The 17091-nt window shown below is 66.2% G+C and carries 16 protein-coding genes; 9 read left to right on the forward strand and 7 right to left on the reverse strand.

Annotated elements, in window-relative coordinates:
* Nucleotides 1-53 precede the first annotated feature (53 nt).
* The 7 genes from AC1DR1_RS05190 to AC1DR1_RS05220 all read left to right on the forward strand — a co-directional run bounded on the left by AC1DR1_RS05190 (nt 54) and on the right by AC1DR1_RS05220 (nt 7137).
* A complete protein-coding gene (locus AC1DR1_RS05190; protein ID WP_476992263.1) occupies nt 54-1073 on the forward strand; it encodes a VOC family protein in 1020 nt (339 codons plus the stop codon).
* Between the two features lie 6 nt (nt 1074-1079).
* On the forward strand, nt 1080-2042 hold the full coding sequence (locus AC1DR1_RS05195) for a fumarylacetoacetate hydrolase family protein (RefSeq protein ID WP_476992264.1): 963 nt from the start codon (nt 1080-1082) through the stop codon (nt 2040-2042).
* Complete coding sequence (locus tag AC1DR1_RS05200) at nt 2039-3082, forward strand: cyclase family protein (protein ID WP_476992265.1); 1044 nt, start codon at nt 2039-2041, stop codon at nt 3080-3082. Before AC1DR1_RS05195 ends, AC1DR1_RS05200 begins: the two co-directional genes overlap by 4 nt.
* A 75-nt stretch (nt 3083-3157) precedes the next feature.
* Nucleotides 3158-4282 (forward strand): FAD-dependent monooxygenase, encoded by a 1125-nt coding sequence (locus tag AC1DR1_RS05205; protein ID WP_229992056.1) that lies wholly within the window; start codon nt 3158-3160, stop codon nt 4280-4282.
* Complete coding sequence (locus AC1DR1_RS05210; RefSeq protein WP_229992057.1) at nt 4279-5352, forward strand: amidohydrolase family protein; 1074 nt, start codon at nt 4279-4281, stop codon at nt 5350-5352. Before AC1DR1_RS05205 ends, AC1DR1_RS05210 begins: the two co-directional genes overlap by 4 nt.
* 11 nt (nt 5353-5363) lie before the next feature.
* Nucleotides 5364-6362 carry a fumarylacetoacetate hydrolase family protein gene (locus AC1DR1_RS05215; RefSeq protein ID WP_229992058.1) on the forward strand — a complete coding sequence of 333 codons (999 nt, stop codon included), beginning with the start codon at nt 5364-5366 and terminating at the stop codon, nt 6360-6362.
* A 1-nt stretch (nt 6363) separates the two neighbouring features.
* A complete protein-coding gene (locus AC1DR1_RS05220; RefSeq protein ID WP_476992266.1) occupies nt 6364-7137 on the forward strand; it encodes an SDR family NAD(P)-dependent oxidoreductase in 774 nt (257 codons plus the stop codon).
* 18 nt (nt 7138-7155) lie between these two features.
* Here the strand turns inward: AC1DR1_RS05220 and AC1DR1_RS05225 are convergent, their stop codons facing one another.
* From AC1DR1_RS05225 to AC1DR1_RS05250, 6 genes are all read right to left on the reverse strand, one after another.
* Nucleotides 7156-7938: an SDR family NAD(P)-dependent oxidoreductase gene (locus AC1DR1_RS05225; protein WP_476992267.1), complete on the reverse strand. Its 783-nt coding sequence runs from the start codon at nt 7936-7938 to the stop codon at nt 7156-7158.
* A 73-nt stretch (nt 7939-8011) separates the two neighbouring features.
* The gene (locus tag AC1DR1_RS05230) at nt 8012-8974 is read right to left on the reverse strand and encodes a LysR family transcriptional regulator (protein ID WP_229992061.1); all 963 of its coding nucleotides are present in this window, start codon (nt 8972-8974) and stop codon (nt 8012-8014) included.
* A 75-nt stretch (nt 8975-9049) separates the two neighbouring features.
* Nucleotides 9050-10627, reverse strand: coding sequence for a GMC oxidoreductase (locus AC1DR1_RS05235; protein WP_476992268.1), 1578 nt, complete (start codon nt 10625-10627; stop codon nt 9050-9052).
* A 16-nt stretch (nt 10628-10643) separates the two neighbouring features.
* Nucleotides 10644-12098 carry an MFS transporter gene (locus tag AC1DR1_RS05240; RefSeq protein ID WP_476992269.1) on the reverse strand — a complete coding sequence of 485 codons (1455 nt, stop codon included), beginning with the start codon at nt 12096-12098 and terminating at the stop codon, nt 10644-10646.
* Nucleotides 12099-12312: 214 nt separating this feature from the next.
* Nucleotides 12313-13110 carry a hypothetical protein gene (locus AC1DR1_RS05245; protein ID WP_476992270.1) on the reverse strand — a complete coding sequence of 266 codons (798 nt, stop codon included), beginning with the start codon at nt 13108-13110 and terminating at the stop codon, nt 12313-12315.
* Nucleotides 13107-14147: a Gfo/Idh/MocA family protein gene (locus AC1DR1_RS05250; RefSeq protein ID WP_476992271.1), complete on the reverse strand. Its 1041-nt coding sequence runs from the start codon at nt 14145-14147 to the stop codon at nt 13107-13109. Before AC1DR1_RS05250 ends, AC1DR1_RS05245 begins: the two co-directional genes overlap by 4 nt.
* Before the next feature lie 107 nt (nt 14148-14254).
* Between AC1DR1_RS05250 and AC1DR1_RS05255 the strand changes: the two genes are divergently transcribed.
* Nucleotides 14255-15517 (forward strand): ROK family protein, encoded by a 1263-nt coding sequence (locus AC1DR1_RS05255; RefSeq protein WP_229992066.1) that lies wholly within the window; start codon nt 14255-14257, stop codon nt 15515-15517.
* A 29-nt stretch (nt 15518-15546) separates the two neighbouring features.
* Here AC1DR1_RS05255 and AC1DR1_RS05260 read toward each other — a convergent pair whose 3' ends face one another.
* On the reverse strand, nt 15547-15963 hold the full coding sequence (locus tag AC1DR1_RS05260) for a C-glycoside deglycosidase beta subunit domain-containing protein (protein ID WP_229992067.1): 417 nt from the start codon (nt 15961-15963) through the stop codon (nt 15547-15549).
* A 68-nt stretch (nt 15964-16031) separates the two neighbouring features.
* Here AC1DR1_RS05260 and AC1DR1_RS05265 point away from each other — a divergent pair, with 68 nt between their 5' ends.
* Complete coding sequence (locus tag AC1DR1_RS05265) at nt 16032-17060, forward strand: restriction endonuclease subunit R (protein WP_476992272.1); 1029 nt, start codon at nt 16032-16034, stop codon at nt 17058-17060.
* Nucleotides 17061-17091: the final 31 nt, after the last annotated feature.

Below are 17091 nucleotides of genomic sequence, written 5' to 3' on the forward strand. Positions count from 1 at the left end.
CTAGACCTGCAGCGACCCCACTCAAGGCAATCAGTACTTAGAAGGAATTCAACGTGGAAACTCCCCTCTCCCATCTTGCCCATCTCGAGATCACCACCCCCGACGTCGAAGCCTCGGCACGGTTCTACGAGGAAAAGTTCGGCATGCGCATCATCGACCGGGTGGACGGCAACGTCTACCTGCGCTGCTGGGGTGACTACTACCGCTACAGCCTGGTCCTCACCGAAGGTCCGGAAGCTTCCCTGGGCCGGATGACCTGGCGCGCCAACTCCCAGGCCGCCCTGGAAGCCGCAGCCCAGCGCGTCGAAGCAACCGGTGTCCAGGGCAGCTGGACCGCCGGCGGCCACGGCTACGGCAAGGCCTACGAATTCACCGGCCCCTATGGCCACCCCATGCGCCTCTTCTTCGACGTTGAGAAGTTCGTGGCTGAGCCCGGTTTTGAATCCACCTACCCGGACCGGCCGGAGCGCCGCAGCAGCCACGCCGCAGCGCCCCGCTTCCTGGACCACGTCACCGTGGCCTCCTCCGATGTCCGAGGCTTCGCCAAGTGGTACAACGAGGCCCTGGGCTTCCGCGTCATGGCCTTCGTGGACCTGGACGAGGCACCCATCACCGTCTTCTCCGTGCTCACGACCAACGAAAAGTCCCACGACTTGGGCGTAGTCCTGGACACCTCCAGCCGCGCGGGACGCGTTAACCACATCGCCTTCTGGGTGGATGCCACCGAGGATCTGCTCCGCACCGCGGACGTCATGATGGAAAACGGCACTCCGATGGAATACGGCCCCTCCATCCACGGCGTGGGCGAGCAAAACTTCCTGTACTTCCGTGACCCGTCAGGCCTGCGCGTCGAGCTCAACTCCGGCGGATACCGCAACTACGTCCCGGACTGGGAAGCCAACACCTGGAAGCCCTCCGAAGGCTCCAACAACTTCTACAAGAACGGCGCCATGCCGCACTCCATGACCGAATCCTTCCCTCCCGCGGAAGGCTTTACCGCCACCGAAGAAGGCGCCTCCCCCGAAATGAAGGAAGCCCTCCTGAACCCCTACGCCAAGCAGGGACGGGGCTAGGACACCATGGCCGAAACACAATATGCACTCATCCGGTTCCAGGAGACCGGTGACAGCAAGGCCCGCGCGGGCCTGCTGGTCGGCGACCGCGTCGTGCCGCTGGATGGGGAGATCAATACACTGATCGAGCACTGGGACACCACCGAGAGCCAGCTGGACGCCATCGCCGCATCGGCCGGCGAGGACACCGGCCTGGCGATGGCCGACATCGAGGTCCTCGCCCCGGTAGAGCCTGTCCAGGTCCTTCAGACCGGCGCCAACTACCGCAAGCACGTCATCGACCTCGCTGCAGCCCACCGCGAACCCGGCCAGGACGAGGACGAAGTCCGGGACCGGACCGCCGCGATGATGGACAAGCGCGCGGGCCAGGGAACGCCGTACTTCTTCATCGGGCTCCCGACGGCGATCGCGTCCGCCACGGACGACCTCACCCTGCCTGCCTACTCCAAGTCCCACGACTGGGAACTTGAACTGGCCGCGGTGATCGGCAGGACGGCGTTCCGGGTCACCCCCGAGGAAGCCCTGGACTACGTCTTCGGCTACACCATGGTCAACGACATCACAACCCGTGAGTATGTCTTCCGCAAGGACATGCCGGCGATCGGCTCGGACTGGTACCGCGCCAAGAACGCCCCCGGCTTCCTGCCCACCGGACCGCTGCTGGTACCCGCCAAGTTCTTCGGCGACCCGCAGGACGTCCAGGTCACGCTGAAGCTCAACGGCAAGGCCATGCAGGACGAGTCCACGTCAGACATGATTTTCGGTGTCGCCAAGCTGATCAGCGAGGCCTCCCAGATTATGCCGCTGCGCCCGGGAGACCTGGTGCTCACCGGAAGCCCCGCCGGCAACGGCCAGCACTGGGGAAGGCTGCTCCAGGACGGCGACGTCATGGAGGGCACCATTACGGGCCTGGGCACCCAGCTCATCCACTGCAAGGACGAAGTTGCAACTGAAGGCAGCCAGCAGTGACCAGCCAGGACACAGCACGAATCACCACCGGCACCGGGGAATCAGCCACTGATTCCCCGGTCATCCGGCGTGAGGACCCGCTCGGCAGCATCCGCGCTATGGCCGAGGCCCACAACAACTGGGGCCGCTGGGGCCAAGACGACGTCCTTGGGACCCTGAACTTCATCGACGCGGACAAGCGCATTGAAGCAGCAGCCCTTGTGAAGACGGGCGAGGCCTTCTCGCTGTCCCAGCCGTTCGACACCAACGGACCGCAGAAGGGCTGGCGGCGACGCACCAACCCTGTCCACACCATGACCGACACCGGCGTGGACGCAGAACGGGGCAACCAAGGCTTCCCGCACGGCTTCGGCGGCGCGGACGACGTCATCGCCATGCCGCTGCAGTGCTCCACCCAGTGGGACGGCCTGGGCCACATCTTCGACCAGGGCAAGGCCTGGAACGGCCGTGCCGCAGGGGAAGTGGTCACCTCCGAAGGCGACTTGGTCACCGGCATCGAAACCGCCGCGGCCAAGATCGTCACCCGCGGCGTCCTGCTGGACGTCGGCCGCGCGCTCGGACCAGAACTGGGAAGGAACGACGGCGAGCTGCCGGACGGTTTCGCCATCACCCCCGAACACCTCCAGCGGACCATCGACCTGCAGGGCCCCAGCTCAAAGGTTGGCCGGGGCGACATCCTGGTGATCCGCACCGGACAGCACACCCGGGTGCGCCGCGACGGCTGGGGCGACTACGCCGGCGGCTCAGCCCCGGGGCTGTCCTTCAGCACCGCACCCTGGCTTCACCGCAGTGAAATCGCGGGGATCGCCACGGACACCTGGGGTTTCGAGGTCCGGCCCAACGAGTTCGACGGCGCCTTCCAGCCCCTCCACCAGATCGCCATCCCCAACCTCGGGCTTTTCCTCGGCGAAATGTGGGACCCGGACGGCCTCGCAGAGGCTTGCGCGGCAGACGGCAGGTACGACTTCCTGCTCACCGCGGCGCCCCTGCCCATTACCGGCGCCGTCGGATCGCCCGTCAACCCGATCGCCCTCCGGTAATCACCGTCCGGTAGCTTTCAGTACCACAGCACCACAACCATCATCAGTTACGCCGTCAATACAAAGGAGTCAGCGATGGCAGCAGTACAGAACGTCGGAATCGTCGGGGCGGGAGCCGCGGGACTGACCGCCGCCATCCTGCTGGCCGACGCCGGAATCCAGGTTGAAATCCTCGAGAAGGCCGATGCCCCGCAAACCCTTGGCTCTGGAATCACATTGCAGGGGAACGCCCTACGGGTCCTCCGCCAGCTAGGCGTCTGGGAGCAAATCGAGGCGAAGGGCTACGCGTTCAGCACCCTCGGCCTGCGCGCCCCGGACCCCGCCGGCACCGTCATCGCCGTGTTGGATGACATGCGGACCGGCGGCGATGACCTCCCGGCCACCCTGGGCATGTACCGCCCCGACCTCACCGCCATCCTCCGCGAGCGTGCCGCGCAGGCAGGCGCACGGATCAGCTACGGCAAGACGGTCACCGAAATAACGGACGACGGCGGTTCCGTCACCGTGAGCACCGCCGACGGCGGCACCGCCCGCTACGACCTCCTGGTCGGCGCCGACGGCCTGCACTCAGCTGTCCGCAAGGCCATCGGCATCGATAGTGAACCCCGGTCCACGGGCATGGGCATCTGGCGCGCGTTCGTGGAACGGCCGCAGGACGTGGTCCGCACCGACCTGACGTACGGCGGGCCTTGCTTTATTGCCGGTTACTGCCCCACCGGCCCTGACACCATCTATGCCTACCTCGTGGAAAGGGCGCAGGAGCGCAAGCACGAGGACGGCCCCCGCATTATGGCCGAACTCGCCGCCGCCTACGGCGGCCCGTGGAACGAGATCCGCGCCAACCTGGACCAGAGCGCCCGTATCAACTACACGTGGTTCACGACCCACCTGGTTGACGGGCCGTGGAACCGCGGCCGCACGATCATCATCGGCGACGCCGCCCACAGCTGCCCGCCAACCATTGCGCAAGGTGCTGCCATGGCAATGGAAGACGCAGCCGTGCTGGCCGATCTCCTGATCGGCGCCGACGACATTACCGAGACACTCTGGAAAGAGTTCACCGACCGCCGCCTGGACCGGGCAAAAGCAGTGGTGGACGCCTCCGTCCAGCTGGGCCAGTGGATGCTCGACGGCGTCCGGGACGCCAACGTGCCGGGCCTCATGCATTCAGTCTCCAGCTTGGTTAGGGAGCCCGCATGAGCACCGGCCCCGCTGAAAAACCTACGGTGGACGTCCACGCCCACATCCTGCTTCCGGCCCTGCAGCAATTGGTGGCCGAAGCTGATCCCGAGGGGTTCGGCGCTCAACAGGCCCTGGAAGTCCGGCGAAACGGACCAGAGTCGATGGCCGCTTCGGGAAAGATGATCAAGGAGCGCTGGCTGCAGCTGACGGACCTGGACCGCCGTCTTGCGGACATGGACGCCCAAGGTGTGGACGTGCAGCTGGTCTCGCCGTCGCCGTCACACTACTACTATTTCGCCGGGGAAGAGCTGGCCCTGAAGGTGGCCAGGTCCGCCAACCAGGCGGTGCGGGAGTTCGTGGACCGCGCCCCGGAACGGCTGAACGGCCTGGGCCTGGTGCCGCTGCAGCACCCTTCCTTGATGGTCGAAGCCCTGGAACACGCCATGCTGGAGTGCGGGTTGTTAGGCGTGGAAATCGGCTCGTTCGCCGCCACCCCCGCAGACCCGGAGCGCAGCACGGTTGAGCTTTCCGACGCCAGGCTGGAACCGTTCTGGCGCCGCGCGGAAGAGCTGGGTGCCCTGGTGTTCCTGCACCCGTTCGGCTGCTCGCTGGACGAACGACTGGACCGCTTCTACCTCGCCAACACCGTCTCCCAGCCCGCGGAAAACGCGGTGGCTCTCTCCCACCTGATCTTTAGCGGGATCCTGGACCGGCACCCCGACCTGAAAGTACTCGCCGCGCATGGCGGCGGGTATCTTCCCACGACGATCGGGCGCTCCGACCATGCCTGGCGCGTCCGGCCGGAGGCACACGGCTGCGCCCAGCCGCCGTCGTCGTATCTGAAGAAGCTGTACTTCGATTCGCTGGTCCACAACCCGGCTGAACTGCGGGCGCTCGTGGCCGCCGCTGGCCCGGGGCAGGTGCTGCTCGGCTCGGACTACCCGTTCGACATGGGCTCCGACCGCCCCGCGGCCGAGGTAATCGAGTCACAGCTTTCCGCCGAGGACGAGGCCAGGGTGCTGGCCGGCAACGCGGCTGCCCTGGGCATTACGCCCGCTTCAGTCCTCGCCGACCGCCGCACAGCCTAAGGAAGAATTTCATGGCCAAGATCGCACGCTGGAACCACGACGGCCGGACGCAGTCCGGCTTCGTTGACAGCGGTAACTGCTACGCCCTCCCCGCAGGCCAGACGGTCCAGATGCTCTTGGACGCCGGGCTCGAAGAAACGCTGGATGTTGCCCGCCGGACCATCGGTTCTGGCCCGGCCGTTCCGCTGGCCGCCGTGCAGCTGCTCGCCCCACTGGCGCCAACCACCATCCGGGACTTTGTCGCGTTCGAGGAACACGTCGAAGGCGTGCGGAAGAGCATCGATGGCGTGGCCGGCGTGGTGCCCGAATGGTACGAGGCGCCCACCTTTTACTTCACCAACCCGCATACGGTGACCGGTACCGGCGAGGTGATTGGTATTCCGGCAGGCTGCGAGGACCTGGACTTTGAAACTGAAGTCGCCGCCGTCGTCGGACGCGTCCCCGGAAGCGACGGCCGGAACCTGACCGCAGCTGAGGCGCACAGGCACATTTTGGGCTACACGGTGCTCAACGACTGGTCGGCGCGGGACTTGCAGCGCCGGGAGATGAAAGTCAGCCTGGGGCCGTGCAAGGGCAAGGACTTCGCCAACACGCTGGGACCCTGGATTGTCACCGCGGATGAGTTCGAGGACCTGCACGACGCCGAAGGGTTCCTGCCGATCTCCATGGCCGTGGAAGTCAACGGGGAAGCCATCGGGCAGGACCTGCTGTCCAACATGGGCTGGCCGTTCGCCGAGCTCGTCGCCTACGCCTCGCAGGACTCCGTGGTGCGGCCCGGCGACGTGCTGGGCTCCGGCACCTGCGGCAGCGGCTGCCTCGCGGAGCTCTGGGGACGGAACGGCGCGAAGACTCCCCCGCCGCTGAAGACGGGAGACGTGGTCCGCATGACGGTGGAAGGCATCGGGACTATCGTGAACACGGTTGGTGAACGCCGTAACTCCGCGACCCGCGTGCGTGCCCGGCAGCGTCCGCGCAACCGGGTGGCCTTTACGGTTCCTTCCGGGACGTAGGGTGGTCTCCCTTCAGCTCGATGGCCGGACTGTGGTGGTCACCGGCGCGGGCCAGGGCCAGGGCGCTGCCGAGGCGCGCATGCTGGTGGAGGCCGGGGCCCGTGTCATCGCCACAGACCTCGCGCTGACCATGCCAGCCGAGCTGGCCGTGTCATCGTCTTCGGCCGGTGCGCTGGTGTACCGGCAGCTGGACGTCAGCGATGCCTCCGGCTGGTCCGAACTCGCTTCCTGGATCGAGTCCCATGGGTGGCAGGTGGACGGGCTGGTCAACAATGCAGGCATCACCCAGCGGAGCCGGTTGCTGGATGCCTCGGTGGCTGACCTGCAGCGCGTCTATGAAGTCAATGTCGCCGGAAGCCTGCTGGGGATCCAGGCGCTCGCACCGCTGATGGGCAGTGCCGCATCCATCGTCAATGTCGGTTCCGTCGCAGGCCTGACCGCGCACTATCCGGTGGCCTACACCGCCAGCAAGTGGGCGTTGCGGGGACTCTCGCAGGTGRCCGCCATGGAACTCGGCCCGCGGGGGATCCGCATTAATACTGTCCATCCGGGCTTCATCGAAACGCCCATGACGGCGAGCGCTAAGCCGGAATTCAGGCAGGCCACCCTGGCAGAGACTCCGCTGGGGCGCACTGGAAGCGTGGAGGAAGTGGCCGGCGTCGTGCTGTTCCTCCTCAGCCCGCTCTCGTCCTTCGTGACCGGTGCCGAGATACCGGTGGACGGCGGCCAGTCAGGCCACGGCGGAGCAAAGTCTGTCTCCGACGCCATGCGCTGACGCGGTGCACGATTTCAACTAGCCCGGCAGCACGGCCGACCAGCCGCCGTCGACCATCAGGTTGGCGCCCGTCACGTAGGACGCTTCGTCGGAGGCTAGGAACAGCGCGCATTTGGCCACTTCTTCCGGCGTGCCGATCCGGCCCAACGGGATGCTGCCGGCGATGGACCGCATGGGGTGGTCGGCGGCCAGGAGGTTGCCCTCGGTGGCTGCGGTGCGGATCATTCCGGGGCTGACAGTATTGACGCGCAGTCCATACGGAGCCCCTTCGGCCGCGAGCTGCCTGGTCATGGCCACCACGGCCCCTTTCGTGGCGGTGTGGGCCAGCCGGCCGTTAGTCATTGAACCGGTAACTCCTGCCGTGGATCCCACCAGCACGATGGCGGCGTTCTGCACCCGGATCAGTTGTGGCCAGAAGTATTTGACCGGCAGGAACACCACATCCATCTCGTGTTCGACATTCCACTTCCAGTCGGCAAACGTGAGCTGCTCCACCGGGGCGAAGCGGGTGACCGCCGCGTTGGCATACAGGATGTGGACCTGGCCGTGGTTTGCGGCTACGTCCTTCGCCCATGCCGCCACAGCGGCCTCGTCCGTGAGGTCAACCCGGCTGCTGCTCATCCGGCCCCCGGCTGCGGCGACCTGGCGGACGGTGGCCGCGGCGCCGTCGTCGTCCATGTCACAGCCCACCACCACGGCGCCCGCCTCGGCGAAGGCGAGCGCCGCCGCCCTGCCTTGGCCGCTGGCCGTTCCGGTGATGACGGCGGTCTTGCCGGCCAGGCGCTGGCTGGAGACAGGCATGGGGGATTCCTTTCGAAAGTGCGTTTCTTCGACTCTCGCAGGGATGGTCCGGATGGGGAACGGCGCTTTAGCTCTAGGTGGTATCTGCCGCGTGGATAGTTACCGGGTGGGCGGTGATGGGGAAAAGTTCGTGCAGCCGCGAACAGGCCCGCTGGACCACGGAACGCAGCCAGACGCTGGCAGGGTCCTCCGCCTGGGACGGGTGCCAGTACATCGCTTCCACGAGGGACGCTTCAGCGCCTTCGGAGAACCCCAGCACAACAATATCCGCGCCGCGTTGGGCCCGTGCTGCCAGCATCCCGGGGACGAGCGCCACGAGGTCTGTCCCTTCCACCAGGAGTGGCAGAGACAGGAACCCGGCCACCACAGCCGCCACTCGGCGCTGAATACCTCGCGATTCGAACAGCTTGTCCGCCGGGGTGCTGATTCCCTCACCGAAATAGCCGACGGCGTGGGGAACAGTGGCCAGGTCCTCCACAGTGAGCCGGGGCTGCAGGAGCAGGGGATTTCCGGTGTCAGCCACAGCAACAAAGCTGTCCCGGAACAGCTGCTTGCTGGCTCCCTGCATCTGGTACCCCGTGGGCCCGACGAGCAGGTCGATTTTTGAGTAGTCAGCCATCTGGCCCTGGATCCCGGACTTGGCTGTGGGAACGAAATCCACCGACACTCCGGGGGCCTCCTCGCGCAGGATCCCCCGCAGCGGCCCCACGATCAGGGCCGCCGCGTAGTCCGAGGCGGCGATGATGAATTCCCGCTCGCTCGTGCCGGCGTCGAAGCCGGACCGCACGCGCGTGGCCCGCTGGATGTGAAGCATGGCTTCATCAACCAGCGGGACCAGGGACTGTGCGAAGGGCGTGAGGTCATAGGTGCGGCCGTTCCGCACCAGGAGTTCGTCGTCGAAATGGCGCCGGAGCCTGGCCATTGCGGCGCTGGTGGCCGGCTGGCTGAGCTGGAGCCTCTCGGCTGCCCGGGAGATGTTCCGCAGTTCCAACAGGACCTGCAGCTGGGGCAGCAGGTTGAGGTCCAGGTTCTTCATACCCACAGGTTATCCGTGCTTCAACGTCAGCCCAGCCACAGCCGGCGGGCGTCTGAGCCCCAACGAGCAGCTGACCTAGGCAATCTGCGAACTAAGCTCCTCGGCAACCTTCCGGGCGCCGCGAACGGCGATGGCCACGCTCATCAGCGTGGGATTCATGGCCGTTGCCGTCGGAATGAGCGCATTTCCGCCCACCACCAGGTTGTTGTAGCCCCACACGCGTGACCACGGGTCCGCCACAGAGGCGCCGTCGTCGGTTTCACCCATGCGCATGGTGCCCTGGTAGTGCAGGCTCGAGCCGTTCGGCATGAGCCGGGGCTCGGCAACGAAGGCGCCAAGGGCCTTGCCGGCACGCCGCAGCCGCTCGGTTGCCTCGGCGATTTCCGCGTCTTCCCGTTCTGTGAGGGCGTACTCGATGGTCATGTTGGGGAATCCCCGGTAGTCCGGCTCATTGTCGTCGAACGTGACGGCATCCTCGTAGCGCGGGTGCTTGCGCATGCCGTAGCCCATGTTGACGTAGCCCCAGCGGTTCTCGGAGTACGGGGTTCCCGGCTCCATCGGGAACGGCGTGGTCTCGGTGTACATCACCTGGACGGAGAAGGGGTGTTCCGGCTCTGAGAACGGGATGCGGTTGACCGCCGCGACGGCGTCTGCCGGGTTCAGTGCGCGCCGGGCCAGCTCGGCCTTAAGGTCCCCTTCGGTGGCGTACCGCCCCATCCTTTCGGCGTCCAGCGCCACCGTGGAGATGACCACGGGATGCTCGGTCAGGTAGTGGCCGAGGGCCTGCGGCCGCACACCGGATGCCCAGAGGAGCTGCGGGGAGCGGAAGGCATCGGCGGCCACCACCACGATGTCCGCTGCCACGAATGACTTCTCCCCGGTGCGGAGGTCCTCGACGGTGACACCGGTGACCCGGTGTCCGTCCAGTTCCACGCGGCGGACCAGGGTGAGGTCACGGAGTTCGAACTGCTTCGAGAGCGGGCTGTCCTTGTCGACGAGCGGGCCGAGGACGACGTCGGCGCCCGCCCAGCGCACGGAGCCGTCCGCTTGCGGGTCCCCGGCAACCGGAAGGGTGCCCACGCCGTACCCATCCGGCAGCTCCGCGCCGAACTCTTCATCGAGGAGGGTCCGAATGGCCTCACCAACGGCGGAGTCGGCAAACGCTGCGCTGTGGACGTGAAGCAGCTGCTTCGCGTCCTCAATCAGCCCGTCCCATTCGTCGTCCGCTATGAAGGGGATTTTTTCACTGAAGGCGGGCGACGGCGTCGCGCAGGTCCAGTGCGCACCCTGGCCGCCGACGTTGGTGGCCGCAGCCGCCGCGGGAAAACTCGAGGCGTGGGCGGAGCCCGCGCCGCCGAAGTCGAGAAGGTGGGTGCCCTGGCGGGCGGTGAACGTTCCCTCGGTGACTGTGGCTGCCGGGATGCCGAGCGACTCACGGTAGGCGCCGGCCTGCGGCCCCTGCGACATTTCGCGCGCACGGGCCTTTTCGCCAGGGTCGGCAATGTTGCGGACGCTTTCGCCGGGAACCTCCGTCACCTGCGGTCCGGCTTCGAACATCACCACCCGCGCGTTCGGGACCTGCTCGAGGAGCACCCGCGCATAGGTGGAGCCGATGGGCCCGCTGCCGACGATGGCGATGGTTGGGTTGGACATGATGTCTCCTTTGAAATCAGGCCGAAAGGGATTCGGAAGTTGTTTGGGGGGCGGGAACGGTTTCGTCAGAGAGGCGCCCGTGCGGAAGCAGGACCGCCGCGACTATTCCCACGGCGTACGTGGCCGCCAAGGCAATAAAGATGGGTGTGAAGACTGAGCCGTAGATCTGAGCCACGCTGGCCTGGACTGCCGGAGCAGCCCCTTGGACCAGTTGCGGGGTCAGGGTGGAAGCGTCCAGGCCCGCCGGCAAAAGGGCCGCCACGCCGAAGCCGATCACCCCGCCGATAATCGCCGTCGCCACTGTTGATCCCACCTGCCGCACCAGGTTGATCGTCGCGGTGATGGTGCCGGTCTGGCTGGCCGGAGCAGCTCCCTGGACCACAGTGACGATCAGGCTCATGAACGCGCCGGTGCCCATCCCAACAACGGCCATAACGATCATGGGAACCCACAGCGGAAGCCCGGCGGGCAGCACCGCCATCACAAATAGTCCGGCGGCCCCCAACGATGTTCCCAGGATGGGGAAGATCCGGTACCGCCCCGTCCTGCTGGCCAGCCATCCGGTCAGCAGGTTGCTGGTCAGCATGCCGAACACGGTTGCGATCGGTACGAGCCCGGACACGGTGGCGGTGGTCTGGTACGCCATCTGGAAGTACGTGGGCAAATAGGCGGTGATGGAGAAGAGGCCCACGCCGATAATCGCCGAGAGTGCGGTGCCTGCAGCGATGGTCCGGTTGGCGAAGAGCTGCAGCGGGACGATGGGTTCGGGTGCGCGGCGCTCAACAAAGTAGAAGGCAACAAAGCCCAGCATGCTGACCGCGAGCGCGGCAGCGGTGGCGGGGCCCGCGCTGCGTTCTGCGGCCCAGGTGGCGGCGAGGACAAGGGCCACCAGTGCAGCGGTAAATACAGCCGCCCCGGCAACATCGAAGTGGCGGGGCATGGGGCCAGGCTCCAGGTGGGGAACGGCAACCAAGGCAAGGGCCAGGGCTGCAGCGCCCACCGGGATGTTGATCCAGAAAACCCACTGCCATCCCCAGTAATCGGTGATGGCGCCGCCGAGAACGGGGCCAACCAGGACCGCGATGGGGAAAGCTGCGCCAATGATGGCCATGTAGCGCGGACGTTCCCGCTGCGAGGTGACCCTGGCGATGATGGTCTGCGACATCAGCTGCAGGCCTGCGGAGCTCATCCCCTGCAGGACGCGTGCGGCGATAAGCCATGCCATGTCCTGCGAGAAGCCGCAGGCCAGGGAGGCCGCCAGGAACATCACCAGCGAACCGAGGAAGATCCGGCGGGCTCCCAGGACATCACCTAGTTTGCCGAGCACCGGCAGCAGCACTGTGCTCGCGAGGGTGTATCCCACAACAACCCAGCTCATGAGCTTCAGCGCGCCCAGCTCACCCGCAACCGTGGCCAGGGATGTCGACACCACGGTGTGGTCCAGGGCCCCGAGGAAGGAAACCGTGAGCAAGGAGATAACAAGGAGACGGAGTCTCAAAGGTGAAAGTGGCATAGTGATCTACCCGAACGATCGGGCCGTCGACGCGACGTATTGTGCCTCCGGCGCACCATCACGACGGAGAACGGGTTCGGAAGGAACCCCGGCGCCGTTACTCATGTTACCCGACTTTAGTTGAAAAGCAACAAAAGAATGCGTGAATTAGACGCCGGTGGCGGGCGCCCCTTTATGTAGCAAGCACTGCGCGCGTGAGGGACATGTCCTCGAGCAGCTCATCCAGTTCCGTTCCGGGCTGACCCGAAGACTGCGCCTCGATGGCCCGGCGCAGCGCCAGACGGGCTGATGATTCATAGCGCTCCGGAGCCCTCAGTGTCCCGTCCTCGGTGGACGTCTCCAGCCTCGTCAGCCCGGCCTGCCGGTCCACGGTGACTTCAGTTCGCACCTCGCCGAGGGCCAGCACCTGGAGCAGGCCGTCGGCGTGAAGGCCCGCTGCGGCCGCCACCCCAAGGGTGACCGGTATTGCCCCGCCCGCGGATCCCCCTGAGTCCAGCAGAGCAATCCTGGCTTCCGCCGTGGCACTGCACACCTGGAGCGTCAACGGGCCCCGGACCAGGGACCGCGCCCAGCCCAAGCCGTCGCGGATTACCGCTTCAAGACCTGCCGCGGGGGCGGCACACTCGACGGTGACGATCCGGGCCGGGCCGCCTCGTCTGGCCCGGAGGGCATCGGCAACCACATCCGGGCGCAGCCGGGGACGGTCAACGATGACCGGGATGTCAGCTGGCCAGGGGCGTGATTCAAGCGCCTCCTGCGGGAGCACAGCAGGGTCCGCAATCACCACTGCTGCCGCTCCCCCGGCCCGGGCGGCCAGCATGCCCTGCCACCAATCGCCGGATCCAGGCACCACAGCCACCGCCCCACTGATGTCATCGGTGAGCGCAGCGCTGACGGAAAGCTCGGCGACGGCGGCGACATAGGAGGGTAACGCCGTGAAGATGCCGAACCCTAGATCTGCTGAACTCATTGCGACACCCCTTCAAGAACTTTCGCTGCGGCAGCCTCGGCCAGGTCGATTGCAAAGTGCGAGTCAGCCAGCAGTTCGTCGTACTCCACAGGAGCCCCGCCTTCAAGGAGTGACGCAAGCAGGCGCCACTCGGCCACATACCCGTCTTCCGGATCCCGCCGGTACTCCGTCCACTGCCCGTCCGCGCTCCGCACCCGGGCGGCCGCGCTTCCGGCATGGACAAAGGCGGGCGGGAAATTCACCTCGATGCGGTCGTGGGAGGTGGCGATACCCATCCTCCAGAGGGCGTCTGGCCCCTCCGGAAGCATGGCAAGCGCCAACTGGACCATGACTCCGCCGGCCCGGTACCCCACAAGGTAGCCGATCGGCGGAGCGACCCGCGCGTAGACAACCTCATCGACGCCTGGCGCGATGTCCCTCACGGCCGGAAGATCATGGATCGCAAGACCGGTCAGCAACTGCCGCAGGACTCCGGCCGCAATTGCAGGACTGCCGAGGTCCAGACGTCCCCGCCGGGCTGCCTGTAAAGGACCACCCTCGGCGACCAGCCGGTGGTACCTCTCATTCGGTGGGAGTGCCAGCGTCACGGAGACCGCCTGCACCCGGCCCCCGAGGGCCACGAGATGATGCTTCGCCCGCCCCCACGCGGCGTCAAACAGGTGGTTCGTCCCCACCAGAAGAACCGTTCCCGCGACCCGGCAGGCAGAGATGACTTCATCGGCTTCTTCCCTGCTGGTGGCCAACGGCTTCTCGCAAAAGATGGCTGGCTTCCCCGCGGCTACAGCCGCCAGGATTTGGCGGGCGTGTTCAGCGGGCGGGCTGCAGATGGCCACCACCTGGACAGCCGGGTCCGCAAGCAGGTCTGCCTCCCCCACCGACCACCGGGCATCAAGCCTTTCGGCCAGGCCCTGGGCGCGCCCGCTTCCCGCATCGGCAATGTGCACCACCTTGAACAGCTCCGCCAGCCGCCCCAGCACCGGCAGATGCAGGGCCGCGACGCCCGGCCCGGCTCCAAGAACTCCTATATTCCAAGGCATCGTCGCCTCCCCCTCTTTTGTCCTTATTATTCATAAGTACGGAAATATCCGGCTATAGTCGCGTTCAACCCCACCTTAGTCCCCTCCTATGTGTGAGAATTGTGATCATGACGACAGAGTCCACACTCCGCTTTGGAGCACAAACGGATGAAGTGACGAGCCTGCTGAGGATCGTCAACCTGGTGCGAACGGGCGAGGCCACAACGCGCCCTGAAATCGGCAAGGTCACTGGGCTGGGCAGGGGCGTTGTCAGCCAGCGTGTGGACCAGGCCATTGAGATCGGCTTTCTCGGGGATGGAGAATTCGGCGCCTCCTCCGGTGGCCGCGCGCCCCGGACCCTTCGCTTCCGCGCGGAGCAGGGACGGATCGTCATATGTGCCCTCGGAGCCGCTCATATAAGGGTTGGCGTCACTGCCCTTGACGGCGACATCCTGGAACACACGCACCGCACCTGGGATATCGCCCAGGGCCCCGAGAAGACCATTGACGCAGTGATGGCCCTCGTTGACGACGTGCTGAAAAAGGATCACGAAGTGCCCGTCTGGGGTGTCGTGGTGGGCCTCCCCGGCCCGGTTGACTTCGCCACGGGACAACCGGTGGCACCTCCGATCATGCCCGGGTGGAATGGATTCGATGTCCGCACACCCTTCGAGGACCGCTTTAACGCACCGGTGTGGGTGGATAACGACGTCAACCTGCTTGCCCTTGGTGAGCGCGCCCGGCGTCGCGAATCCCTTGCGAACCTCATCTATTGCAAGATCGGTTCGGGCATCGGTGCCGGGCTGCTGTCCCAGGGCAGGATCCACCGCGGTGCCAACGGCGCGGCCGGCGACATCGGCCATGTCCGGGTTTCCGACTCCCATGCCCAATGCCGCTGCGGCAAGATCGGCTGTCTCGAAGCGGTGGCCAGCGGTTGGGCCCTGGTCAGGGACGCGGAACAGGCTGTCACGGAAGGCACCCAGAGCTCCCTGGCTCCGCTGGTAAAAAAGGGGACACTGACCCTCGAGGAGATCACCCTCGCGGCCCAGGCCGGGGACCCGCTGGCCATCACACTGATTCAAAAGTCGGCCCGGGTAGCGGGTGAGACTATTGCAGCCCTAGTGAACATGTTCAACCCCGGAATCATCGTCATCGGCGGGGCCATGGGATCGGCCGGCGAAGTATTCCTGGCCGAAGTGCGCCAGCGGGTCTACGAACTGTCCCTGCCGCTCGCCACCCGCGACCTCACCATCACCTTGTCCGTCAACGATGAGCGCGAGCCCCTGCGCGGAGGAGCTGAGCTGGCGCGCGAGCAGCTGTTCGATGTCACCTTCCCGCGCTGGTTTGCTGACGGCAGGCCCTCACCGGAACGGGCCGCTGTTCCCGCCTAGGGTCCACTGCGCGGCCTGGGCATAGCCGCTCAGGCCACGTCGCGGGAGACGCTGGGCACCGGTGCCCGGTCAAGCTCCAGCCGGGCCTCCAGATGGAACGGCAGGACCAGCGGCGAACCGGGATGCGTCTGAAGGTAGGGCACCAGCAGCTGGAAGTCGACGGCGATGGCGTGCACCCCGCGGGAAAGCTTGCGCCGGCCGGCCAAGACCAGCCTGTCCTGCACGAACCACCACCCGGACTCCGCCTGCAATGCGTCCGCACGCACGCGCCGGGCCCCCAGCACCACCGCCAAATCCCCTGGTGCCACCGGGATGCCGTCGACCTCAACTGCGAGCTCAGCTACGCTGGAAAGGGGCATTGAGCGGATCCATGACAGGCCGAGCCGGAGTTCAAAGCCTTCCGGCGTGGCCGTCAGCGCATCTTCGCGCAAAGCGGTTTGCAACATGGCTTCCATCCTTTATCCTAAAAGTGACATAAGTTTGTCATTAACAAGCGTAATTGGGAAGGCGTCACATGGCCCCCGCACTTCCTGACAACTGGACCCTCTGCGCCAGCTCGTTCAACTGGACTCCGGAGATCACGGCAGCCCGGCGGACAGCCGCGGACGTTGTGATTGGCATCGCGGATTCCGTGACGAAGACAATAGAACTCGAACCTGGGCTGCTGTGGCGGTCCTTCCCCGCTACGCAGGACGCCGAGGTAGACGAACTGCGGGATTCGCTGGCGGCAAGAGGGGGACGCGTCAGCATCGTTGGCGCCAGCCTCGACGACTTCACGTCCCCAACCGACCGCCGCTCGCTGCAGGAGCGTCTGGACTTCCTGGTCCCCCAACTCAGCGCCGCCCGCCGGGTGGGCGCCCGCGGGATCCGGTTACCGATCGGACAGGCGGGCACGGAACTGCTCACGCTGCTGCAGCCGCTGCTGCATGAACTCGATCTGGTGCTGTACGAAGAAATCCAAGGGCAGCAGACTCCAAACAACCCTTCGGTGGCACCAGCCCTGGATGCTATAGCCGGGCTGGCAGATGAGCACGTGCGGGTACTCGTTGACATCAGCATGCTCATGCCGGCCCTTCCGGTCACCTACCTTCATGAGTTGCGGCAGGGCGGCGTTTCTTCCGATCTTCTGGCGCGCCTGGAGAATGACTGGCGCGATCCCGCCACCCTCGATGCCGTCACCGCCCTGCTCCGCGCAGGGAAGGTTCCGCCGCGCATCCACACCCTCTTTATGAACCTGCTCATCCGGTTCGGCCGCAGTGACGCCGCAGACCTGCAGGGCATCCTCCCCCTGGTGGGCGCCTTCCACCTGAAATTCTGGGACCTGGACGACGACGGCGGCCGGGTTTCCCAGCCGCTGCATGACCTCGGCAGCCTGCTGCGCGGGACCGGCTTCACGGGCACGCTGACCAGCGAATGGGGCGGCCACGAGTGGCTGCAGGACGACCCAACGGAGATGACGCGGAGCCACCTGGCCCTGGCGGGAGCAGCCCTCGCAGAGCCAGCATTCGTGGAGCCGGCACCAGCGGCCCGCGCTGCCCTCTGACCGGATACAAGAAGCTCATGGCACAGGAAAG

The organism is Arthrobacter sp. P4_F10 (genome assembly GCF_056401435.1).